This window comes from Deltaproteobacteria bacterium (assembly GCA_016183175.1).
In the GTDB taxonomy this organism is placed as follows: Bacteria; UBA10199; UBA10199; order UBA10199; family SBBF01; genus JACPFC01.
The window spans coordinates 50,081-73,203 of the sequence record JACPFC010000026.1; the positions used below are offsets into that span (position 1 = coordinate 50,081).

21 protein-coding genes are annotated in these 23,123 nt (G+C 55.5%); 2 read left to right on the forward strand and 19 right to left on the reverse strand.

The features are described 5' to 3' along the window. Window positions 1–4 precede the first annotated feature (4 nt). The 15 genes from pseI to HYU99_03305 all read right to left on the reverse strand — a co-directional run bounded on the left by pseI (window position 5) and on the right by HYU99_03305 (window position 15,823). Window positions 5–1,078 carry a pseudaminic acid synthase gene (gene pseI / locus HYU99_03235; GenBank protein ID MBI2339370.1) on the reverse strand — a complete coding sequence of 358 codons (1,074 nt, stop codon included), beginning with the start codon at window positions 1,076–1,078 and terminating at the stop codon, window positions 5–7. Continuing rightward, window positions 1,075–1,860 (reverse strand): hypothetical protein, encoded by a 786-nt coding sequence (locus HYU99_03240; GenBank protein MBI2339371.1) that lies wholly within the window; start codon window positions 1,858–1,860, stop codon window positions 1,075–1,077. Before HYU99_03240 ends, pseI begins: the two co-directional genes overlap by 4 nt. Window positions 1,861–1,863: 3 nt before the next feature. Continuing rightward, on the reverse strand, window positions 1,864–2,619 hold the full coding sequence (locus HYU99_03245; GenBank protein MBI2339372.1) for an acylneuraminate cytidylyltransferase: 756 nt from the start codon (window positions 2,617–2,619) through the stop codon (window positions 1,864–1,866). Continuing rightward, window positions 2,616–3,653, reverse strand: coding sequence for a UDP-2,4-diacetamido-2,4,6-trideoxy-beta-L-altropyranose hydrolase (gene pseG / locus HYU99_03250; GenBank protein MBI2339373.1), 1,038 nt, complete (start codon window positions 3,651–3,653; stop codon window positions 2,616–2,618). Before pseG ends, HYU99_03245 begins: the two co-directional genes overlap by 4 nt. A gap of 99 nt (window positions 3,654–3,752) precedes the next feature. Then, window positions 3,753–5,087 carry an aminotransferase class III-fold pyridoxal phosphate-dependent enzyme gene (locus HYU99_03255; protein ID MBI2339374.1) on the reverse strand — a complete coding sequence of 445 codons (1,335 nt, stop codon included), beginning with the start codon at window positions 5,085–5,087 and terminating at the stop codon, window positions 3,753–3,755. Then, on the reverse strand, window positions 5,072–6,271 hold the full coding sequence (locus HYU99_03260; GenBank protein ID MBI2339375.1) for a sulfotransferase: 1,200 nt from the start codon (window positions 6,269–6,271) through the stop codon (window positions 5,072–5,074). The genes HYU99_03255 and HYU99_03260 overlap by 16 nt, the downstream gene beginning before the upstream one ends. A 5-nt stretch (window positions 6,272–6,276) precedes the next feature. Next, window positions 6,277–6,996, reverse strand: coding sequence for a phosphocholine cytidylyltransferase family protein (locus HYU99_03265; protein MBI2339376.1), 720 nt, complete (start codon window positions 6,994–6,996; stop codon window positions 6,277–6,279). An 11-nt stretch (window positions 6,997–7,007) separates the two neighbouring features. Then, window positions 7,008–7,604, reverse strand: a complete 597-nt coding sequence (locus HYU99_03270) for a gamma-glutamyl-gamma-aminobutyrate hydrolase family protein (protein MBI2339377.1) — start codon at window positions 7,602–7,604, stop codon at window positions 7,008–7,010. Further along, window positions 7,601–9,934 (reverse strand): phosphoenolpyruvate synthase, encoded by a 2,334-nt coding sequence (locus HYU99_03275; GenBank protein ID MBI2339378.1) that lies wholly within the window; start codon window positions 9,932–9,934, stop codon window positions 7,601–7,603. The genes HYU99_03270 and HYU99_03275 overlap by 4 nt, the downstream gene beginning before the upstream one ends. Then, window positions 9,931–10,701 (reverse strand): class I SAM-dependent methyltransferase, encoded by a 771-nt coding sequence (locus tag HYU99_03280; GenBank protein ID MBI2339379.1) that lies wholly within the window; start codon window positions 10,699–10,701, stop codon window positions 9,931–9,933. Before HYU99_03280 ends, HYU99_03275 begins: the two co-directional genes overlap by 4 nt. Continuing rightward, the gene (locus HYU99_03285; GenBank protein ID MBI2339380.1) at window positions 10,698–11,258 is read right to left on the reverse strand and encodes an adenylyl-sulfate kinase; all 561 of its coding nucleotides are present in this window, start codon (window positions 11,256–11,258) and stop codon (window positions 10,698–10,700) included. The genes HYU99_03280 and HYU99_03285 overlap by 4 nt, the downstream gene beginning before the upstream one ends. Further along, window positions 11,243–12,097, reverse strand: coding sequence for an aldo/keto reductase (locus HYU99_03290; GenBank protein ID MBI2339381.1), 855 nt, complete (start codon window positions 12,095–12,097; stop codon window positions 11,243–11,245). The genes HYU99_03285 and HYU99_03290 overlap by 16 nt, the downstream gene beginning before the upstream one ends. Before the next feature lie 40 nt (window positions 12,098–12,137). Beyond that, window positions 12,138–14,336 carry a UDP-4-amino-4,6-dideoxy-N-acetyl-beta-L-altrosamine transaminase gene (gene pseC / locus HYU99_03295; protein MBI2339382.1) on the reverse strand — a complete coding sequence of 733 codons (2,199 nt, stop codon included), beginning with the start codon at window positions 14,334–14,336 and terminating at the stop codon, window positions 12,138–12,140. Further along, window positions 14,284–15,324 carry a UDP-N-acetylglucosamine 4,6-dehydratase (inverting) gene (gene pseB, locus HYU99_03300; GenBank protein MBI2339383.1) on the reverse strand — a complete coding sequence of 347 codons (1,041 nt, stop codon included), beginning with the start codon at window positions 15,322–15,324 and terminating at the stop codon, window positions 14,284–14,286. Before pseB ends, pseC begins: the two co-directional genes overlap by 53 nt. A 4-nt stretch (window positions 15,325–15,328) precedes the next feature. Then, window positions 15,329–15,823, reverse strand: coding sequence for a winged helix-turn-helix transcriptional regulator (locus HYU99_03305; GenBank protein ID MBI2339384.1), 495 nt, complete (start codon window positions 15,821–15,823; stop codon window positions 15,329–15,331). A 315-nt stretch (window positions 15,824–16,138) separates the two neighbouring features. On the opposite strand from HYU99_03305, the gene HYU99_03310 reads away from it, so the two are divergent. Continuing rightward, window positions 16,139–17,266 (forward strand): hypothetical protein, encoded by a 1,128-nt coding sequence (locus HYU99_03310; GenBank protein ID MBI2339385.1) that lies wholly within the window; start codon window positions 16,139–16,141, stop codon window positions 17,264–17,266. A 21-nt stretch (window positions 17,267–17,287) separates the two neighbouring features. Beyond that, window positions 17,288–18,409: an SLBB domain-containing protein gene (locus HYU99_03315; protein ID MBI2339386.1), complete on the forward strand. Its 1,122-nt coding sequence runs from the start codon at window positions 17,288–17,290 to the stop codon at window positions 18,407–18,409. 16 nt (window positions 18,410–18,425) lie between these two features. Here the strand turns inward: HYU99_03315 and HYU99_03320 are convergent, their stop codons facing one another. The 4 genes from HYU99_03320 to HYU99_03335 form a co-directional block, all read right to left on the reverse strand. Further along, entirely contained in the window at window positions 18,426–21,107 is a 2,682-nt protein-coding gene (locus tag HYU99_03320; GenBank protein MBI2339387.1) for an FG-GAP repeat protein, read from the reverse strand. Between the two features lies 1 nt (window position 21,108). Further along, the gene (locus tag HYU99_03325) at window positions 21,109–22,419 is read right to left on the reverse strand and encodes a hypothetical protein (GenBank protein ID MBI2339388.1); all 1,311 of its coding nucleotides are present in this window, start codon (window positions 22,417–22,419) and stop codon (window positions 21,109–21,111) included. A gap of 72 nt (window positions 22,420–22,491) precedes the next feature. Beyond that, window positions 22,492–22,881 carry a type II toxin-antitoxin system VapC family toxin gene (locus HYU99_03330; protein ID MBI2339389.1) on the reverse strand — a complete coding sequence of 130 codons (390 nt, stop codon included), beginning with the start codon at window positions 22,879–22,881 and terminating at the stop codon, window positions 22,492–22,494. After that, window positions 22,878–23,117 carry a type II toxin-antitoxin system Phd/YefM family antitoxin gene (locus HYU99_03335; protein MBI2339390.1) on the reverse strand — a complete coding sequence of 80 codons (240 nt, stop codon included), beginning with the start codon at window positions 23,115–23,117 and terminating at the stop codon, window positions 22,878–22,880. Before HYU99_03335 ends, HYU99_03330 begins: the two co-directional genes overlap by 4 nt. Window positions 23,118–23,123 lie beyond the last annotated feature (6 nt).

Genomic DNA, 23,123 nt, shown 5'->3' on the forward strand with positions numbered 1-23,123 from the left:
GAGACTAAACGGTTTTCATCTCAACAAGATCGGCCGCAAGCGGAGTCCCGCGCCGCACATCCCGCGTGAATCTCCTGTTTACGACCTCGGGATAGCGCCGGGGAGGCAGACCGTTTCCCGGGCGGATCGACCGAACATTTTCCGATGAGATCCTGTCCCCCGCCTTCACATCCTGAACCACGAAAAGGGACCGGCGGAAGACCCGGTTGTTGAGTTCTTTTGCCGTGGGGTGATACCGCACCTGGCCCATGGCCTTCTCCACGGTGCGAATACCGTCCACGAGATCCCTGAATTCATGCGGCTCCAGGGAAAACCCTGCATCCGGACTTTCCATGCCCCGGGAGAGGGTGAAATGCTTTTCAACGATGGAGGCGCCCAGGGCGACGCCGGCCACCGCCACCGCATGGCCTAGGGTATGATCCGAAAGACCACATGGAACGCCAAAATCTTCGATCATCTGTGGGATCGTCTTGAGATTCATCTCCTCGGGAGGGGCAGGGTAGGCGCTGGTGCACTTGAGAAGGGCTATTTGCGAATTACCGGTAGCACGGATCGCCCGGACCGCTTCTTCAATCTCCGATCGCTCCGCCAATCCGGTTGACAGGATAATCGGCCTCCCTTTCCGCGCGATATATTGAATCAGGGGAATATCCACCAACTCGAACGAGGCGATCTTGTACGCCGGAACGCCGATCTCTTCCAGAAAATCGACCGCCGTGACATCGAAAGGGCTCGAAAAACAGTGCAACCCGAGCTGATCGGCCAGACGCTTCAGCCTGGGTTGCCAATCCCACGGGGTATAAGCCTTGCTATACAGCTGGTATAAGGTCTGGCCGGCCCAGTTGTTCCCCGCGCCGATCTGAAAATGGGCGTTATCGCAGTCAATGGTCATGGTGTCCGGGGTGTAGGTTTGCAATTTGACGGCATCGGCCCCCGCCTCTTTGGCCGCATGGACCATTTTGACGGCGGTCTCGTAGCTCTGGTTATGATTGGCCGATATCTCTGCCACGATATAGGCCGGCCGCCCCGTTCCTATTTTTCGGCCCTGGATTTCTATAAAAGGCGACGGCGTCGTCAATGGAGCCCCCTCTCCCTTCTCATCTCTTCTTCTCTCAATAGGGAGATCCGTATGTAGATCTTCTCTCCCTTCTCCTCAAAATAGGCCCCCGAATAGGGCGCAAAGGTCCGGGCACGGAGCAGGTTGATCAAGTCCCTCGCGCGGTAGTGCTTGTCCAGATCGATAGGATCGAGGGTCTGCAGATCCCGGGCACGGTGGAACGTCCCTTCGCCTCGCTGTTGAGGGGTGGAGGGGAGTCTCTCTCCCCGCCGGATCCGGGGCCAGGTCTTTTGAAACAGGGAGAGGGAGGCCGCCTCCAATTTGCCGTATAACGATGCCCCGGTATCGGTCCAGGCCGCCTCAACCCGCTCCTTTGCGATAATCCCGCCCGTATCCATCCCTTCGTCCATGTAATGGAGGGTCACCCCGGCCGGTGTCCCTTCAACAAGGCTCCAGACATTGGGATGGGCCCCCCGGTTATAAGGGAGATAACCCGTATGAAGATTAAGGCACCCCAGGGGGAAGAGCCCGATAACGGCCGGTTGTAAACGATAGCCAAAATTGATGCTGATGCCGACATCGGGTCGGAGCTCCCGGAGACCGGCGATTGTCCGGGTCTCTTTGAGCGATGGAGCCGGCCAGATCCGGTCCTTGCCGAGCTCTGCCGTTCGGACAATATCCGATACATACCTTCCCTTTTCGTCGGGATGGATCACCAATCCCACAACCTCTTCCCTCATCTCTTTAAGCCAACGGAGGATGTTGAGGCCGTTCCGATTGTTGCCGAAATAGACGATGCGCATCCTTTAATACCAGATCCTTCCCGCGCCCGAATCGATCCGGTTGTTGAGGGCGTTGATCTCCGGATGGGAGCGAAGATACGCGATAATCTTTTCTATGGAGACGGGCTTGTCGGGATTCAGCCGGAGATCTTCGTACACCCTGCGTAAAACGATCAGATCCTCGGGCCAGTCAACGGTCAGACGCACGTCCCCGCTTCGGACCTCCTCCGGGACACCCTGTTTTTTTATCTTGAACTGGTCGGGGTGTTCATGAATGTATGAAGTGCAAAACTCACTCCGGTGCCTCTTTTCCCCCAGCTCCCAGCTTTTCTTCAGGGCATCGTAACGGATAATTTCGTAGTAGGCCCCATCGGGGACTCCCAAAATGACGGAATGGTCGAGGCCGTTGTCGCAATGATGCCGGTAGACCTCCTCAAGGTTATCGAGGTAGCAATACGGACTCTCCGTTGTCACACGGAACACCTGGTCGGCTTGCACCGATTCCGCGCCCCGTAACAGCCGGCCAAGGGCATCATGATCATCCCCGATGACAAAGGGAATCTCGTGGCGACGCGCGACTGTCCGATAGACGGCATTTTCTTCCTTCTCGGAAATGGCCAGGACAATGCCTGAAAGGATGGGGATCTGCTTCAATTGACGGATCAGGAAATCGAGAATGGTCAGGCCCGTTTTGACATCCAGGGTTTGAAGCGGTTTCGCATACAGGCGAAGCGATTGATTGCGGCACGCCAGGACCGCCGCCATTTTTCCGGCTTTCATGAAAATTCCTCCATGGCGGCCACTGCGCGGTCCGCCCCGGCGCCGTCCACAATCTCCCGGCCGCGTCGGGACATCGTTGTCCGCCGGGCGGGATCTTCCATCAAGCGGGAGACGGCCTCCGCGATTTGGGGGATGACGACCTCCTCATGCCGCCCCAGATGCAGGGCGCATCCCGAGGCGTGCAGGCTTGACGCAATAAACCTCTGGTTTGCCGCCGTGGAGATGAGAATGGCGGGCAGTCCCAAAAAACAGATCTCCCAACAGGTGCTCCCACCGGCGCTGACGGCCAGATCCGCCCATGTCATGAGCGTCGGCATATTACCGTTCGATCCGACCAATTCATTAGAACCGTTCAGGCCGGCGATCAGGCGCCGGAGAAGGCGTTCATTCGGATTCACATCACCCGCAACAATTTTCACGCGCCATCTTCCCTGATTCACGGTCGCTATCGCTTCGATGACCCTGGCGGCCTGGTTGTGACGATCTCCCGCACCCATCGTGATTAAAATGTTCCGGTTTCGGGGCTTTGGGGGATGGACGGCGCGCCCCCGCCGGAGAAACTCTTCCCGCAACAACGCATAGCGACTGCCCAGGAGCAGAACGGCGCCCTGCTCCGTGTTGTACGTGAACAGGTTTTCGGCGTCATGGGTCTGATTCAGGACAATATCGGCCAATTGACGTCGGTCGGCCAGTTCATCGATGCAAAAGAGGAGCGAGCCGCCTTTCTTCAAAAGGCGTTGGTATTCGGTATCAAAAGAATAACCGTCCATCACGATCCACCGGCACGATTCCGCAACGGCCATCCGGCTTGTCGCCAAGGCATCCTCCCGTAGCGGCAGACCCGATTCAAGCCGCCTTACGGTCAATTTTTGCCGTTTGAGCCCGGCTACCAGACTGTCAGACAGGGCCTGTGACACAAAAAGGACATCATGGCCTTTCCTTCGTAGCGCCTGGGCGAGGGCCAGCGAGCGCATAAAATGACCGTAACCGGCAATCGGCCCGGCATCCACCCGCATGAGAACTTTAAACGACATTGTTCAGATGCTTACTTTGCAACTTCTTTGCGTTTTACAAAGAAGTCGGCGGACGGTTTGAAGTGCCATTCGGATCATCTGGTTGGCGGCCCTGCCGCCTCAAGTCAATCGTTGGAAACCGGCCGCGGCCGGTGGACCCTTCAGGGACTCTTCAACCCGGTCGGATTGCAGGAGATCGGCCATTTCTTTAAAAACCTCATCGGCGGCCTTCAGGTATGAGGCGACCTGTTCCGCCTGGTGGGCATACATCGAGTAGAAGGCGGTGGAAGCAAGATAACCTCTCTCCAGCATTCGCTGAACAAACAGGGCCTTGAGGGCAAGTTTCTTCGCATCCTGAAATTCAAGATGACCCATTGGCAGGATCCCTCCCACCTGGAGCGGCAACCGGCGCCTTTCGCCCAAAGTCCGCCAACCGGTTTGCACGGTTCCTCCGATCTCGGCCAAATGTTCCTGCACCCGGTAGCGGCGGTATTTTCGGATCATCGCTAGGGCCGCCGTGGGGCCGATCCGTTCGGTCCAGTAGGTGCTGCTGATGAAGGTATTCTGGGCCGCTTCCATGACTTCCGCCCGTCCAATGACCGCTCCGATCGGGTAGCCGTTCCCCAGGGCCTTGGAGAATACCGCCATGTCGGGGGTCACGCCCAGGACGAGGTGCGCCCCTCCGCACGCCAACCGGAACCCGGATGAAATCTCGTCAAAGATGAGAACCGCCCCGACCTCGTCCGCTGTCGCCCGCACCTTCTCCAGAAAGCCGGGGAGGGGTTGGGTGTTGCGAATCGGCTCCATGACGATGGCGGCGATTTCCCGTTTATGTCGGGCCATGATCGTGTTTAATTCATCGGGACAATTATAGCGGAAGGGGAGGGCCGTCCCCTTCAAACCTTGCGGAACCCCCGCAGGTTTGAGGCCCGATAGAAGATGCTCCCCAAGGGCGTTTTCGGTCCCCAGGTTTGCCGCCAGATACCAATCGTGCCAACCATGATAACCGCAAAAGGCGATCTTGTCGCGGCCGGTATGGCATCGCGCAATGCGGACGGCGATCGCCATCGATTCTCCTCCGGTGCGCGCGAACCGCGCCATCTCCGCCCAGGGATGAAGTTCGCACAACAGTTCGGCCAACTCGACCTCTTCCGGGCCGTTGAGCGTGCAACTCGTTCCGGCCTCAAGGGTCTCTTTGACGGCGGCGTCGACATCCGGGTCGGCGTATCCGAGGACATTGGCGCCGATTCCGCCCAGACTCATGTCGATATAACGATTACCGTCCAGATCCCAGACCTCGGCGCCCTTTGCGCGACTGAAGTACCCCGGCCACACTCCCGGCGCAAACTGATCGGGTCTCTTGGAGAGGAGCTGTGTCATGCCCGGAATTCTCCTCCGGGCCCGCTCCTGCATCCGGAGTCCTGCCGTAATCTTGCTTTTCAAGTCCGATGACATGAAGTCTTCAGCGCCGAATAAACTTCTTTATAGAGAAACGCCTTTCTCACAAGGGGCTCCTCAAACATAAAGTCCGGTGAGAGCAGAAGTCCCCGCCGGAGGAATTCAAATCCATAATCTTTTTCAGGCAGACCGAAGTCGGTCCGCCATGACTTCGGCTCTTGTCCGTCTTTGATGAGGGCGGAAAGTATCCCGGGATCCAGCGGGGCGGATTCGGAATGATCCAGCGGTTCATATCCAAAGAACTCCATCTCAAACCCGCAAATAAAGTCGATCAACCGGACCTGGTCGTTTGGGAGGTGTTGGCGCCATCGGCCGATGCGATGCTCTTTAAAACCGTGGGCCACAGGCTCAAAACTGCTGTAACCATTGTAAGTCTCTCCCGTTGCGGGATCGACATACTTGTGGGTATCCAGCATATCCGGGTGAAAAGGGATCTCGAGAAAGCGGCACAGCTCTTTGCATTTTCCCTCCGGATCCCGGATGAGATCCTCATAGCGCAAAAGGACGAGCCGGTTTCGAAACACCGGAAGCGTTTGATAGTAGAGGGCGCAGGCCATCTGTTTTCTGATGCACCGCGCGTAGGATGCAATATGCCCTCTCTCGGAAGAGTTCGAAACGTGCAGATTGGAAGCGATGACGGCGCGCGGATCCCGGAGGATGATCAAAAACCGCCCCTCCGGGAAGGCGTTGGCGAGCGGCAAAAGAAATTCGACCGTCCAATTTTCGTGCAGTCCGACCCATTGGGTTTTGGCGCCCTTTCGCGTCTTTTGAATGAGCCGCAAGCCGTTGAGAAAAAAATCGCGATAGGTGTCCCCGACAAGGGAATCCATCAGGGGGACAAGATCCCCCGAAGAGAGCCGCGCCCTCTGCCGGAGCAGGTCCAGCAGGGCGGGCCGCTCCTGGCGCTGAAACGGGACATCCAGGGGGGCATTCTGAATGGCGTCCAGCACGTCAAGCTGTTCTTGGGAAAAATAGTAATCCGCGAAGGGCGCATCGGGGTTGTTGCAGGTTTGCCTCATTTTTTCCGAACCGTGATGTCTGATAATGGCCGACCGGTAAGAACGGAAAAGGGGAAGAAAGGGATCCAGGGCGATATCCACCAGGGGACTGACGGACAACATACGGGTCACAAGACCCGTTCCCCCCCGCGCCGTTCCGGTTGAAAACAGGCAAGGAGTCATGGATTCTAGGTTTTCAGGTCCTCCGGCGTGTCAATTTCCCTCCATCCGCCGGAAATCGGCACGGCCTTCACAGGCACGGAAAGATGGATGAGGTGCTGAATAAATGTCGTCATGTACATCTGATCGAATCGGGCGCCGTCATAGAGGCGATCACGGTCCATCCGGCGGTAAAGCGCGCGAATCCTATTCGTGATCGAGCGTCGGATTTTAAGAAGTCCTATATATTGCCCCTGGATTTCCTGATATGTCGCCGGCTTCTTCCCGATCTCCAAAATATACCCCTGTCGATTGAGCTTAAGCGTCTCGGCATCCTTGAGGGGGTCGAGCCCTCTTCTTGACCAGAGGGTTTTCCATTCCTTGTCGACAACAACGGCAAAGTCGGAAGGCTCGTCGATCAGCGTTTGAAGAATAGCAGGCTCGTAAACGATATCTGCATAAGAAATAATGACGTCATCATCCATTTCCTGTTCCGCGCAGAATAACGTGGCGACCATGTTTGTTGCGGCATACCGCTCATTGAGGATGCTTTTTGCGCCGTCCGTTTTCAAGGCCTCCGCCTTATATCCCTTGACAACCGTAATATCGTCGATCCGGCAGTGTCGCAGGGTCTCCAAAATGCGGGTAATCATCGGCTTGCCGTTGTAGGCGACCATCGCCTTGGGGCGATCATCGGTCAGGGGACCGAGTCGCGACCCCCGACCCGCGGCAAGGATGATGGCCTTCATCGATCAGGATTTCACCGGGTGTAAAATTCTCTCACGAACTCGATGTCCGGGGGCGCGAACGGGTGGATCCTTTCCGGGTGCCACATGAGTCCTTGAATGGGTCTCGTTTTATGCCGAACCGCCTTGACGACTCCGTCAGGGGCCGCCGCCCATACATCCAAAACATCGGTTGTTTCAGTCGTCCCCATCCTGTGGTAGCTGGGAACTTCCCGCTCGGTTCCGTTCACGGTGATCTTGAGTGTTGGTGTTATGTGGCCCTCAACCTGGGTCAACCGGATTCCAAAGAAATGCTGGATCAGTTGCATTCCTCTGCAAATGCCGAGAAGCGGCAGATTCCTGTCCAACGCATGCTTGAGGAGAAACAGCTCGGTTTCGTCGCGCTCCGGGGCATCCCCCCCATAGTCAAGAAGGTTATTTCCACCCGTCAACAGGATTCCATGACAGGCGATCGATCGTACGAGCGACTCGGCCGATCTCACATGATTGGGAATGGGATAAGGAGTGAATCCGCATTGTAAAAGGAAGGCGATCCATCGCTGATCCAGTTGATCGCGACGCTCCCTGTTCTCCGAGGTTCCCACGCGCTGGGTGACGCCGATGAACCTCATCGGATGACGGATACCCTCTTGTCGGAACAGTCGATATCAAGCATCTCGGCCTTTGCCCATCTTGAATAGAAAATTTCCCCGGCGCCGATCACCGCCGGAACGCCAAGTTCACCCGCCCGGACAGCCATGTGGGAGTTGGCCCCGCCGTACATCGTAATCAACGCGGCGATGCGACGGGAGAAAACCCAGTCATAGCCCGGGTCCGCGCTCGGTATCATGAGAATACTGCCGACGAGTTTTTGGCGGTTCTCATGGTGGACGTGGGCCACCGGGCCTCTGGCCTTTTGGAGGGTGATAAAATTCGGCGCGCTCTCGGGCAGGTGGAAATGCCATACATCCTCCGGTTTCGTAATCAGGGGGGGCAGGGACAGGCTTCTTGTGAGCGAATAATTTTCCTGTCCCGAGGCGATGCTTTTCTTCAAAACCGACGCGGCATCCGCGCTCGACGAATAAAGCTCCTTGATGCAGTTGATATCCGCGTAGGAGCATTGTTCAGGGCTGAATCCGTTTTCATTCCCCAGTTCCCTGAATAATTTGAGGATCTCGCTGACGTTGACGGTAAAGATAAATTTGGCATATTCCCTTGCCGCGACGGCCTTGCCGATGAAATCATAAAGCTCATGGGCATCCAGTTGCAACGGGTGATGTTTCAGAAGTTTGCCGGTTTGCCGCAGTTGATCCGGAGACGGAATAAATCGGCGATTTTCCCGGCGGTTCTTTTTTGGGGAGGGGGCCCATGTGAAGTACTGATCGGGTTCCTCGTCGTACCGGGGGGACAGAATGTCGTAGGTCCCGGGCCTCAAGTGGCCGTATTTTTTTAAAAAGGTCTTGCGGCTTAAATATTGAAAGTCCTGATTCATCTGTGAGCCGATCGTATTCAAACTTCTTGTAAAGAGGTCATATTCGGACCGGTTAAGGATGCCGACACGCTGTAACGATTGAAGAAGTTGCACGGCAATGAATCCGGTGCGCGCCAAACCGGCGAAGGGAAGGGTTCCGTACCGCTTGCAATCTTCCAGGAGCCAGTAGATTTTCGAGACATTGTTCTGCGGGCTTTGCATGATGACGGAATGGCGCTTTTGAAGATCATTTATCTTCTCCAGGTCCTCATGCCATAGCCCGTCTTCGCCGTGAATAATTCTGTTGGTGAGCGCGCCAAGACTTTTTTCCAAACGGGCGCAATCCGGTTTGCTGAAGCCGTTTTTCCGGAGCTCTTCGGAACGGGCGGTGAAATCAAAGGTGTAGCACGTATAAAGAATTTCAAATTCGACCTTGTCATGGTCGGTCGGAGACTCCAGAAGAGACTTGAGGTAGTAATTCACCAAACGCTCCGAGAGCTCGGCGTCAATATCCGCGGGAACGAATGAGTTGAAGTCAACGCGGACGTCGATGTAAGGGAATCCGTGAAAACTGATCAATAAAGGGAAGCTTCGGAGGCTTTTATAGCCGTAGTTATCCCTCTGGTAGGCCCAAATGCTGTCCGTGATCAGTTCTTTATAGAGGGACAGGGTCAGGGGACGAGGCCGAACGCCGATCATCTCGGCCGGATTCCAGTCGGGCATGACGCCATAAATGGTTTTTGAGCCGTGGAGGTATGGGTGCGGTTGCATGGATTCTTTTATCTTGCGGTAAATCATCCCCAGGGCCTTTTCGTGCCTTTCCGTCGAGATGTCGGGTTTGGGAACACCCACGAGAGGACGGGCCTGCAGGAGATAGAGATGACCTTCGGCGCCGACGGCAAATTCGATATCAAGAGAATCCGTTTCCAGGAGAGATTCCAGCTCCCAAACCAGTTTGACGATCCTGCCCCATTGAGGAGAAGGCGCTTTTCTGTGCTTGTAACAGTAAAACATCTTCAGGTTGTTTGATCCGCCTGAAGTGACCGTGGATGTCCCCCGGCCGGCATCATCGTAATTAACGACGATGTAGGGTCCGCCGGTATTCGGATCCCTGCTGAAGGCCACTCCGCTTAAGGCGACATCCTGCAACATCGGTTGAAGGAACACCTGGTCCCCGTCGTTCCCGATGCCGTAAGATTGAATGACCTTTGAGATTGCCTTGCGGACCGCCCTCTCTCCGCTCACATCCTTTACAGAAAGATGGCGGCCGGCCATGGATTCCTTGAAAGAATCCTCAACATACGCACTGCTTCGCACAATCAATGGAATCTCATCCAGCCACCCGGCCTCCCGAATCCGGTGGATCATTCGGGATGGCGATTCCTCCCATTCTTTCACCGTCATCCGGATTTGAGGGAGAACCCTTGCCGACTTTAGGACCGCCTCGAGGCGTTCCAGCGTTTCCGCCTTGGTTCCAAAGCGAACCGTCATTGAAGTTTTTTTTGGACAGTCCACGCGCGAGTCTTGTACGGCACAACAATGCGATCGAGGCCCGAAATTTCACTTTCAATCCGGTCGAGTATTTCCTGAAATTTGAGTTCGCCGGCCTGCGCCTGCAGGTCATTCACCGACCTCCAAACGCCGAGGTATCTTTGCCGATCCATCGTTTCTTCGTGCGGGGCCTCCATAAAGATTGGATGATGAAAGTGGCCGGTGCCGATGAGCGTTTGTTCGAGGCCCCGGGTGTATTTTTCCGCACCGGAAGAAACCCTCTTCAAACCGGGCGCCATCGCACAGACAATTTCCTCGATCCGCTTCTGCAAGGGGCTTTTTTCCAGGTCACGCGGATTCCATAAGGCGCTAAAAAACCCTCCCGGTCTTAAAATGCGGTGAAACTCGGCGAGTGCGGCGATGGAATTCGTCCAGTGAAAAGACGAGGCCATCAAAATCCAGTCGACCGAGGCATCGGACAACCCCGTTTCCTCGGCGGTTCCTTTTGACCATTTGACCCGGGAGCGATCCCTGCAAAGACGCAACCCTTCTTCCCGCATCGCCTCATTGGGCTCGATGGCATAGCCGGAAAGACCAAGATCCATGAGGATCCCGGTCAACTTGCCGGTTCCCGCCCCGATATCGGCGACGAGGAACCCGTCACGGGCGGCGTCCATGTAAAGGGCAAGGGCCTTCAGGACCTGTTTGGAATAGCCGGGTCTGTGGAAATAGTGTTTGGCGAGTTCCGTATAATCACCCGGTTTCATAATCGCCCGTCCTCAAAGGCCGAAAAAAGGAACCGCGCCAGGGAAGCGGGCGTTTGCGTCCCGTCGTTGTCGATGATGGCGTCGGGATTTTTTGGTTCTTCCGCCGGCAGGTCGATGCCCATCACATTTCTTATTTTTCCCCGCAAGGCCCTGCTGTAGAGCTTTTTTGCGTCTCTCTTGATGAGGACTTTCATGGGGGCCCGGACAAAGATTTCCCTGTAATTCCTGATATGGGCCCTGTTCCACGCATGCAATGCCCGAAACAGGGAAATGGTCGCGCAAACCACGTGAATTCCCTGATCCGAAAGGACCTTGCAGAGGCGCGCGTTTCTTGCCGCTATTTTTCTGCGGTGCGCGAGCGAATGGTCGAGAGGACTGTCGAAGACCCTCCGAAGGACATCGCCATCCAGGAAAACGGCATTTTGTCTGTTTTTCTTCAGGCGCCGGTAAAACAATTTTCCGATGGTCGTCTTGCCGGCCCCCGCCAAACCGGTGAACCAGAAAACGGTTCCATGTCGGCCGTTGATTCGGGCCTCCTGTTTTAATGGGGAGGCCATAGCGCGGGATTCAGGATCCGGTCGTCGACGGAACCGAAAACCATGTGGATCCGTTTTGGCAGGGAGGGGTCAACATCCCTTTTCCAACAGGAAATGTTTTGCTTCAGTTGGGACACGCTCTCCGCGCCGAAGACAACGGAAGCGCGAGGGGCCGCCGATTTGATATAGAGCAGGGCGAGTTCCGGGCGCTCCATCACCAGTTCACGGCAAACCGAATCGAGATTTTTCAAAATGGATTTTGCAAAGGCCATTTTCTCCGGCAACTCTTCCGGTTTCATGAGGAGGAGCCCCTGCAAAAAAATACTGCGGACATAGATGCCCTTCCCAAGCCTCTCCGCCAGGCCAAAAACTCCCTGGTCAAGAAAGCGGCGGTCGAAGAGGTTCATGGGAACCTGAACCAGATCGATCCCCTCTGTTTCAAGGGCTTGAAGGGCCCTCTCCGGCCGGTATACCGAGACCCCGATTTTCCGGACGACCTTTTCCTCCTTAAAACGAAGAAGGGTTTCTCCCAGGCCCCGGTTCCAGTGGTCGAGGAATTTCTCCCGGTGCAGGAGGATGCCGGAGAGTTGGGACAACCCGAGTCGTTCAAGGCTTTCGGAAAGGGCCTCTTTGAGGGCTTGTCCGTGAAGATGATTGAGTGAGGGATGAAATTTTGTAAAAACCCCAGCCTTTTGGGAAAGGCCCAGGGCTTTCAGGGCCTGCCCCAGAACCGTCTCGCTCGTTCCATAGTCCTGGGCCGTATCAAATTCCCGGATACCGTTCTCCCAGGCCTCTGCAACAATCTCCTCCGATTCCGACGGACCGGGTTGGCCCTTCCGGTTGGCGATTCCGTAAGGCATCCCGAGTTGCGCCGTGCCCAAAACAAGTCTCGTCGGACGGTCAGCCAACCCGCGAAATCCTTTCCGGCTGGACAACCGATCGGATCGACTGAATCACCCTTTGAACGTCGCTGTCCAACATCGCGGGAAAGAGTGGAATCGAGAGGCACTGGTCGTAGTATTTTTCCGCATGGGGACAATCGCCCCGTTGGGTGCCGAACCGGTTCCTGAAGAGGGGCTGTGTATGGACCGGGATGAAGTGGACCTGGGTTTTGACCCCCTTTTCTTCCAGTTGCGCCATCACGTCGGCCCGCGGCAGACCCCGTTTCTCGAAATCGATCAGGAGGACGTAAAGATGGAAGTTGTTTTGACAAAAGGCGGATTCGTAAGGCGTGATCGCCAGATCCAGTTTCTCAAAATGGGCGTTGTATTGGTCGACGATTTCACGCCTCCGCTTCATGAATCGGGGCAGTTTTCGGGCCTGGGAGATGCCGAGGGCGCACTGAATGTCCGTGATGCGGTAGTTGAAACCGAGTTCGACCTGTTCGTAATACCAGGGAGGGATTGAGGCCTGAAAGTCGGACCTCAACTCCGGATTGACGAACTCGGCCGGATCGCTGGTCATGCCGTGGTTTCGCAATCGCTTGAGCCTCCGGTAGAGTTCCTCATCGTTGGTGAGAACGGCGCCTCCCTCGCCGGTGGTGATATGCTTGACGGGATGAAAACTCAAGACCGCCATATCCGAAAAGGAGCAGGAACCCACCTGCGTTCCCTTGTAGGTCGAGCCGAGGGCGTGGGCGGCGTCTTCAATGATGTATATTTTATGGCCAAACTTCTTCTCCGCCCGGTTTTTAATCCGTGTCATTGCCTCCATATCGCAACTCTGGCCGGCAAAATGCACGGGGATGACGGCCTTGACGCGCCCGGTTATTTTCATTTCCACGGTTTCCGGCGACAGATTATAGGTTCTCGGGTCGATATCGCCGAACACGGGTCTTGCCCCGCAATAGACAATGCAGTTTGCCGAGGCCACGAAGGTGTTGGGAGAGGTAATGACTTCGTCTCCGGGACCGATGTTGGCGGACAGACAGGCGATATGGAGGGCGGAGGTCCCCGAATTGACGGCCACCGCGAACTTTGAGCCGGTAATCCGGCACAAGGCGTCCTCGAACTCGCCGACCTTTGGCCCCTGGGTCAAATAACTTGATTTCAGGACCGCGATGACGGAGCGGATATCGTCGTCGTCGATGCTTTGCCTCCCGTAAGGAGACATGGAACGCCTTGCGCTGTCGTCCGCGTAGGGTTTCCTCTTGATGATTTTTGGGAAGCCGCTTTTGTAATCCCCGTAAAACTTCTCGATCGAATCATCGATGGTCGGCAGGGCGCAATCGAGCGCCTCTGCCAGCTTGCCGACGTTGAGGGTGAGGTCGGTTCCCCTCTTGGCGTCGAAGTTGAACTCTTCGATCGGCGTCGGCTCGACAAGAGACCGGTCCAGTCGAAACCGGTCGGCGAGCCTCACGGCGAATTCGTACTTCGAAATGCCGATGGGACTCCCGCAATTGTAGATGCCGAGCAGGTCTTTCCGCGCCGCCAGTTCCAATACCCATGCCAGTTCCAGCGTGTAGATGGAAGAAAAGCGGGCATTGACAAAACCCTTGATCACTTGTCCCTCCTTAAGCCGATGGATAATCCATTCGGCGAGGCCTTCTTTTTCCTGAATGTTCCATCCAAAGATGTTTGTCCGGAAAACGAGCGTATGGGGATGTTTAAGCGCTTCAAGCTCTCCTTCGTATTTGCTTTTCCCATAATAATTCGGAGGGCTGGGGGGGTCGGTCTCCGAGTAATCTCCCCTTTGACCGTCGTAAACGAGGTCGGTTGATATGTAGATGAGTTTTGCGTCGCAATCCTCAAGACTTTCGACAACGGCCTGCGTGCCCAGGATGTTCGTCTTTTTTGCAAGCTCCCGGTTCCTTTCGCACAAGTCGACATCCGCCAAAGAGGCGCAGTGAATGACGACATCGGGCTTAAAGCCCTTGACAACGGGCTTAAGGGAGTCCTGCGACAGGAGATCGACCCGTTGCGTTTCAACCCCGTCAATGGAAACGGGATGGGAACAATACAATCCGAGCAGGTCGAATTTCCCGCGAAATGCGTGGGCGAGATTGCTCCCAAGCATGCCGCTTACGCCCGTAATGAGGATTTTTTCCCTATTGGGGAACGGCCTCGAGGCCCCAACGCGATTTTTCGATGGAATAGTCATCGGCGGTTTTTTCAATCAGGTCCCGGAGTTGTTCAACCGTGAGCCAGTCTTTGTTCTGATCGGAGGTGTATTTGAAATCGTTCCTGCAAAGTCCCGCATTTCCGTTGCCGGCCGACAATAATTCCTCCAGAGACCGCGGATGGCTTTGAATAATGAAATGTTCCCTGAATTCCACGGTATGACGGGCCTCTTCCCCGCTGATCAGCGTTTCGTGAAGCTTTTCGCCGGGACGAACCCCGATGATGTCAAATCGGCATTCAGGGTCGATCGCTCTCGCCAGATCGACAATTTTCATGGAGGGAATCTGGGGCACGAAGACCTCGCCTCCCCGGACGATCTTGAGCGCCATGAGGACGAAATGGACCGCCTGGTCGAGGGTGATCCAGAAACGGGTCATGCGGGGATCGGTGATCGGTATAACGCCGGCCTTTGCCTTCTCTTTGAAGAAAGGGACCACGGAGCCCCTGCTCCCGAGAACATTTCCGTAGCGGACCACGGCGAACCGGACATTCTGGAATCCGCCATAGGCCTTGGCCGCGCAGAACAGTTTGTCGGCGCAAAGTTTGGTGGCCCCATAGAGATTGAGGGGATTGCAGGCCTTGTCCGTCGAGAGGGCAATGACCCGCGACACGTTATTGTAAATGGCCGCTTCAATCACGTTCATGGCGCCGATGACGTTTGTCTTGATGCATTCTGCGGGGTTGTATTCCGCGGCCGGGACCTGCTTCAAGGCGGCGGCATGGATGACGTAGTCAACCTGACGGAAGGCGAGCATCAGCCGGTCCTTGTCGCGCACATCCCCGAGAAAGTAGCGGATGCAGGGATATTTTTCGGCATCCCATCGCTGGGACATTTCGAACTGTTTGAGTTCATCCCGGCTGAAGACGATCAATTTGTTGGGCGCGTAGTTTTCCAGGATTATCTGCACCATCTTCTTGCCGAAAGAACCGGTGCCGCCCGTGATGAGGATGTTTTTGTTGTTGAGCATCAGACTACTCCTTGTTCACGTTGTTGATATATTCCATGATATTGACGACCTTTCCCGGCGCTTTGAGGGTGGAGCCGGTGAGGTTCAAGACCACCACATCGGGATCATCGCTCCTTTCCTTCAGGATAACGGCCGAATCGTTAAAATGCCTGCGCATGACGCGTTCGACGATATCCATCAGTTCGCCGTCGCCGTGAATGAAGAAATTCCTGTGGTTGTTGTCCACGTAATGGGAAATCAGAAATCCGATTTTGATTTCCAGCTCCCGATATCGGTGGATGGTATTCAGGACCGCCTGGTAGGAGCGTTGCGCCATTTGAACGGTTGCCTTGGGCGTCAAAAGATAATTCAGCTTCTTTTTGTTCAGGGCCTTCACCCGGATATAGCCCCGGCTGATCAATTTTTTCAAGATGGCATTGATCAAACCGATGGAGACCCCCGGTTTTTTTGCGAGCTCCCGCTGGGAGGTCTCCTCGTACGGCGAGGAAATATGGGACAACAGCTGAATTTCCCTTTGGGTCAGCAAAGGCAGGCTACCGCCCGCTCCCTGGAAAAAAGAGTCTGGAAATCAGGGAGATGAAAAGGCCGCCGGCAAAAAACCACATACGAACAACACTGTTCACAAAATGTTCATTTATCGAATGTCCGGGAATATTCAAAAAACGCCGGGCTATATTCAAAATTTATCCGTCGACTGTCAAGAATAAACTCCGGGGCCCGAAAATATTTTTTGACAAAGGGGTTCTTTAAGAGTAGGGAAAAAACCCGCTTGGCGCTTGGACGCCGGTTTAAGCCGGTAAAGAGGTTTTAAATCGTGAGTGATACAGGGTACGAAGTGAATGTGCTTGACGGTTATCGGATTGTCCGAAAACGGATCCGGTTGATTGCCGCGGTGGTTTTCATCACGACCTTTTCTTCGGTTGTCTGGAGTCTTGTTCTTCCCAAGATTTATCGGAGCGAGGCGCTGATCCTGGTTTCGGGCGGTTTATCGGGGGTGGGGGTCACCGAGCTCCTGGCTCTCCAGCTAAGCTTTGGCGGGGGCATGACGGGCGGAGGAGGCGCAGGGGGAAAACTGGTGGCGTTTTTTCACAGCCGGACGATGGCCGAAAGGATCATTACGCGGTTTGATCTTATGAAATATTATTATAAAGACGCCTGGGACGCGGAAAAAAACGATTGGAAGGCGGCGGATCCCGCCGACAAACCCTCCCTGCAGACGGCGGTCGTCAGTTTCAAACAATCGGCATCCTTCTCGGAAGACAGGAAAAAGGGGACGGTCAAGATCAGCGTGGAGTTTACCGATCCCGTATTGGCTACCCAGGTGGCCAACGGCATCGTGGATGAACTGCAACGATTCGTCGATGAAAGCGAATTCACCGAGTCCAAAAGAAAGCGGGTTTTCATCGGCAATCAGCTTTTGGCCAACCGGCGCGAACTTCTTGAGGCGGGAAAGGAACTTTCCGAATACTACCAGCGGAACCGGATATCGGCAACCCTGGCGCAGGTGGATGTGCCCCTGGAATTCTCCGAAACGGAGCGGAACATACCCACGCGCCTGGCGTCCTCTTCCGATGCGGTCATCCCGGAACAGATTCGGAATTTGCAGGAGACCGTGAAAAAGATGGATGCCGCGGCGCCAAAGGGGGAGGTGGTCCACGGAATTCCCCAGCAGGTGTATCTGGAGTATGTGGTCCAAAAGAGGGAAATTCTCAAGGTTCTGGCCGGCCTGCTTTCCCAGCAGTATGAGATGTCCAAGATTGAAGAGGCGAGGGAAAACATTTCTTTTGAGGTGCTGGATAAGGCGCTGGTTCCCGAAAAAAGGGTGAAGCCCCAGCGGCGCCGTATCGTGATGACCGCTTTTGTCTTCAGTATTTTTGCGGCCCTGTTTCTTGCCTTTGTTCTGGAGTATTTTCAGAAAATTCGGCCCCGGCAGGAACGATAGAATATGCGGGGCAAAGGGAAAATGTTTAATCAGCGGAACAATATTGTCATCGCCTGTCTCTTCGGTTGCCTGTTGTTGATGCCTTTTTCCGCCTTTTCCCAGGAAGGCTTCGGTCAGGCCCTGGGCGTCCGAAAATCGCTTTCAGGCACGGCAGACAGTAAAGGCAGGGAAGTGCGGAGTTTTGGTTCGCAAAATCAGACCGTCGAGGTGGAGTCGAGTTCTATTCCGTTCAGCGCCCTGAATCCGGCGGGATCGGGAACCGAAAGCCCTGTTTTTTACAATGTTCATGTCCTGGGAGAAGTCGGTCGTCCGGGCGTTTATAAAATCAGGCCTTCCGATCGGGTTACCGACGCCCTTCAATATGCGGGGGGGCAGTTGCCGAACGGCTCGACACGCCGCCTGCAATTAAGGCGGGAAGGGTCGACAAGAATTCTCGATCTTTTTGCCTACAAATACAACGGCCTGCTCGACAATAATCCTTATCTGATGGAAAACGATGTGATCTTTGTGCCGGTCAAGAAGGGGGAAATTCAGGTTGAGGGACCGGTCAACCGCCCCGGAAATTACGAAATAACCCGCCCCATTTCTCTTGCAAAAGCCGTTGCGATGGCGGGGGGTTTTTCGGTCGGCCTTTCCGCAAAGACCCCGATCCGCATTGTCCGTTTCAACGGCGAGGAAAAAAAGGAGATTATCGAAGTGGAAAACAGCAGGGACGAAATGGCGGGATTTGAGGTCAAAAAGGGGGACGCCATCGTCGTTCCCCATATTTTGATCGCCGACAAGGAATTCGACTACAATTTGAAACGCATTCCCGGAGACAACATTTTTTATCCGACAATCGATGACAATGTCTATGTGATCGGGGCGGTGTCCTTGCCCGGCGCCTACGAATTCAAGCCGCACTATACCTATAAAGAATATGTCAGTCTCGCGGGGCCGGTGCGGGATGCAAAAATGAGAAGCATCCGGCTGATCCGGAGCAATGGGAAAAAACTGCGCGTCAGGAAAAGCACCACAATTAATGCGGGCGATACCCTTGTTGTCCCCCAGCGTTACTGGAAACCGGAGGTAGTTGCCGGTTGGCTGGGAACCGTCACGAATCTTACTCTTTCCACGCTTGTCATTACCGACCGTTTTAAATAAGCGGATTATTTTTGCTTTAAAATTCGCGGCCCAGGATAAGATAGGCCGCTCCTGCATCGGAGCCGCCGCTGTCTTCGGCAGGAGCCCCCGCCAAAAAATCATCGATGGCATCACCGTCGACATCCCCCGCGGGAGCCACGGATCCGGCGGCATCCGAGGCCGCTTCTCCCGTGAATTTGACTTCTGCGTCGGAGAGATCCGTTGTGCCGGTCGCCGGGCCGTAGATGAGGTAGACGGCGCCGGCGTCGGCGGCAGACCCGTCATTTGACGGGGCCCCCACCAGAATATCCGGCGTGCCGTCGTCATTCGGATCGCCGGCGGAAGAAACAAAGGTGCCGGCGCTGTCCCCCGTGTTTTCACCCGTGAATCTTGCGTTGGCGCCTGAAAGAGAAAGGGAACCGCTTAAAGGGCCCAGGACAAGATAGGCGGCCCCCGCACCACTGCTTTCTCCGGAGGCCCCCACAAGCATGTCATCATAGCCGTCGCCGTTATGATCGCCGGCGGGGGCGACAGATGTGCCGGCATAAGCATTGTCCTCCACCCCTTCCATTTGACCGTCGGCGGCAGAAAGGTCAACGGCGCCGGAAACAGGGCCATCGATCAGATAGGCCATCCCTGCCGCCAAACCGGCCGAATCGTTCCCGATGGCGCCGATTAAAATATCGCCGGTTCCATCGCCGTATACATCTCCCGCCGATGCGACCGCCCATCCGGCCGAATCAGAGGCGTCTTCCCCCAGCAATATCGCCTCCGCCCCGGAGAGGTTCCGGGTTCCACTGACGGGGCCGTGGACCAGGTAGGCCGCGCCGGCAGTGATGCCTCCCGCATCATTGTAGATGGCTCCCACGAGCACATCATCATTGCCGTCCCCATCCATATCCCCGGCGGAGGAGGTGGAATACCCTGCCAGATCGCCACCTGCCTCGCCGATAAGCTTTGCCCCCCCGGAAGAAAGATCGGCAGTCCCTGTGAGAGGACCATAGACGATATATGCGGCGCCGGCGTCGGAGCCGCCGCCATCCTCCTGATAGGCGCCGACGATAAGGTCGACATTTCCGTCCCCATCCACATCCCCGGCGGAGGAGACGGCATAACCGGCCATATCGCCATCCGCCTCGCCCAGAAGTTTGGCGCCGGCGGTCGAAAGGTCCACCGAGCCGCTGACGGGTCCGTAGACGACATAAACGGCGCCGGCCCCCGTTGCGGCGGAACTTTCGCCGTATGCACCCACCAGGATATCGTCAAATCCATCGGCGTCAAAATCGCCGGCCGGGGCCAGGGACCGTCCTGCATCGTTGTCGTCGGTTTCTCCAATCAACTTGGCGTCGGCGTCGGCAAGACTGTTTGTGGCGGGTTCACAACCATCGGATGTCCCGTCGCAATTGCTGTCCATGCCGTCGAAACAGGTATCGGTTGACGCCGGATGAGTGGAACTGTCCCCGTCATCACAGTCATCATTTGTTGCGGCCACGCCGGCCGGAGGGTCGCAATAATCAACCGCACTGGCGGTTTCGTCTCCGTAGCCGTCGCCGTCGATATCGGTGTAATAAGAGCTTTTTCCCGTTGCTGAAGAATCATCGTCATCGGCCAGGCCGTCGCAGTCTTCGTCGGTGTCGGAGGCATCACAGATCTCCGTGGCCGAGGGGTTAATCGAAGAATCGCTGTCGTCGCAGTCGGTGTTTGTTGCGGCATAGCCGCTTCCCGGATCGTCACAAAACAGAGTGCCTGTTGTGTCCGACTCATCGCCGTATCCGTCCCCATCGCTGTCGGCATACCATGTGCCCTGGCCCGTAACGGATGAGTCGTCATCGTCGGTTGCGCCGTCGCAGTCGTTGTCGATGGTGTCACAGATTTCCGTGGCCACAGGATTAATGGCCGAATTGGCATCATCACAATCATCGTTCGTTGTCGAGACGCCGGAAGAGGGAGGGTCGCAGTAGTCGGTTCCTGTTGCATCGTTCGTGTCACCATATCCATCGTTGTCGGCATCGGTGTACCGGGTGACCTTGCCTTCAGCTCCATCCGGATCGGCATCATCAGCATATCCGTTGCAGTTTTCGTCAACGTCGTCGGGGTCGCACTCTTCGAAGGCAGAGGGATTAATGGATGGATCGGTGTCGTTACAATCCCCCTCGCAGGAGGCCAGACCATCCCCATCGCCATCGTCGATGTCGGCGATGTCGTCACAGTTTCTGTCTTCGGTGTCACACTCGGTGGGAGCGCCGGGGTAGTAATCGGCGGCGGAATCGTTGCAGTCGTCGTTGGTCGCGGCATAGCCGCTTTCCGGATCGTCACAAAACAGAGTGCCTGTTGTGTCCAACTCATCGCCGTATCCGTCCCCATCGCTGTCGGCGTACCAAGTGGTTGCATCGGTTACATTGTCGTCTTCGTCGTCAATCAGGGAGTTGCAGTCGTTGTCGATTTCATCGCAGACTTCGGCGGCCGAGGGGTTGGTGGCGGCATCGGCGTCATTGCAATCATCGCCGTTGTCCGCATATCCGGCCGTTCCGGCGCAGACGCTTGCCAGAAGGTCGCTTGCGCCGTAGCCATCTCCGTCATCATCTACGAAGGCATCTATGGTGCCGCCAATTTTTGGATCGTTGGGATCACAGTCGTCACTGTCCCAGTAGCCGTCTTCGTCGGCATCGTTGGCCTTGTAGCCGCAGGCGGACAACAAATATAAAAGAAGCGGGTTCATATTAAAAAGTGACTCCCAGTCCCAATTGATATGAGTTCACGGCAAAGGGGGCTCCGGAGGTCCATTCGGGATTCTCCGCGACTTCCCCTTCAATCCCAATCACGGCATGCTGAACGCCGAGCTCCAAAAATACCGACCTGTCCGAGGGGGATTTTTTTTCGATCAAAAACGAGGCCCCCAAAACCGGCGTCTGAATAATAGAGAGGTTTTTAAGTTCAACGTCCGCGCTCCCGACGCCGATTCGCTGGTCGGCCGGCGCGCCAAACGGGGAATCAAAGTTGGCGCCGTGGCCTAAAGAGATTCCGGCGCCAAAGACCGCCGGCTTTGTCCGGAAAAGGGCATGGAGCCTTAAACTCCCCTGCAGATAAGAATTGTCCAGGGCGTACGGGACATCTTCCGTTCCCTGCTGGGTTGTGACGCCGTAGCCAAGCCGTCCCCCCGCTCGGAGACCCAGCTTCCGCGTCAACAACGTTTCGGCAAACGCGCCGGCGAAGAGAGACAGATCTCCCCCTCTCATGACATAAGAGGGGCCGTAGGTGGGAGATGTTGTCCGGCCTCCTCCCATGAGGCCAAGTTCACCATGAATCTGCTGTTTTGCTTTTGTCAAAGGAGGAGCTGTTGCCGCCGCTTCCTTCCGGCCGTTGGTTTTGCCGAGTTTTACTTCCTGATAATTTTCAGAGCCGTTCTTTTCAATCGACTGGAACGTCCAGGTCCGCTGATCTTCCGCGGAGAGAGAAGGCGCCCCTTCCGCGATGGGGACGAACCGGTAATCGATTTCCACAACAGGCAGAAGCCCTTTAAACGATCCTGTTGCCTTGAGTTGGGCATCGGCGGACTCGATGCTTTTTCTTTGATCGGGAGCTATAGGCATTGCGGAAGGGACAAGGGAGTAAGACGATCCCGCGGGGGAAGTGATGTCGACACAACCATACTCTCTTTCGATATAGGCGATGTCCCCCTCCACTTCGGTTTTTACGGAGCCGATCGGATTGCTCTGAAGGGCCAGTTGTTCCCTCCGGTAGAAGGCAAGGGAATCGCCGCGTTCCCTGGCCGCCAAGGCCCCCCAGTGGTGGACCTCCGCATCAATGGGGACATTCAGCGCGAGGATGTCTTGATAATTGTCCTCGACGCCGTCCCATTTGCCTGTCCGCACCAGTTTTTTAACTTCTTCCTTGAGACGGACATATTCGGCCCCTTTCCTGGTGGGCCTCTCCTTTTCCTCTGGAGCCATGGCGATGCCGTCATCTTCCAGCAAATACCAAGGTTCCGTGGCAGAGGGAGCGGTTAATGGCGGTAAATAAGGGGTGTCCATAGGTATTCAACGGTTGTTATCGGCTGATTCTTAAAAAAGTTGCGTTAATAATTATAAAAACAAAAATAATTATTAAGAAAGGGTTTGAAGCCAGTTGGCCTTCAGGAGATTCATGTCCATGGTAGCCAGGGGGATATCGTAGACAAGGGATGTGGCCGCCAAAAAGCGGTCGGCGGGGTCCTGGTGGGGGAGATCGACCTCGCGGCTTTTAATGGCGACCTCGGTGTTTAGGGGGGCCTCATGCAGAGGCGCTTGTTCCAGGCACCTGCGCACCCACCTGACCGGGTCGGTATTAACGCCAAATTTCCCCTTTTGGATCAAAATGATTGTTTCCCAAATTGAAATGGGGGAAAGCCAGAGATCTTCGGTGTGATGATCGAGGGTGTTACGCAAGGAGGCCGGCATGTTTGGAGAGGTCGACACATACCAAAGCCAGATATGCGTATCGAGGAGAATTTTCATTCCTTGAATACTTCCCAATCATCTGTTCCCAAAGGGCTGACAATATCGCCAATGAATGTGACACTATCTTTCATGCACCCGTACGAGGATCTCTTGACAGGAGGTTTTGGAGGAGGGGCGACCATGGCAATCGGAACCCCCTTTTTTGTGACAACCAAAGACTCTCCCGTATTCTTCACTCGTTCCAATAACTTAAGGCATGTAGCCTTAAATTGAGAGATCGCAATGGTTTCCATTTAATA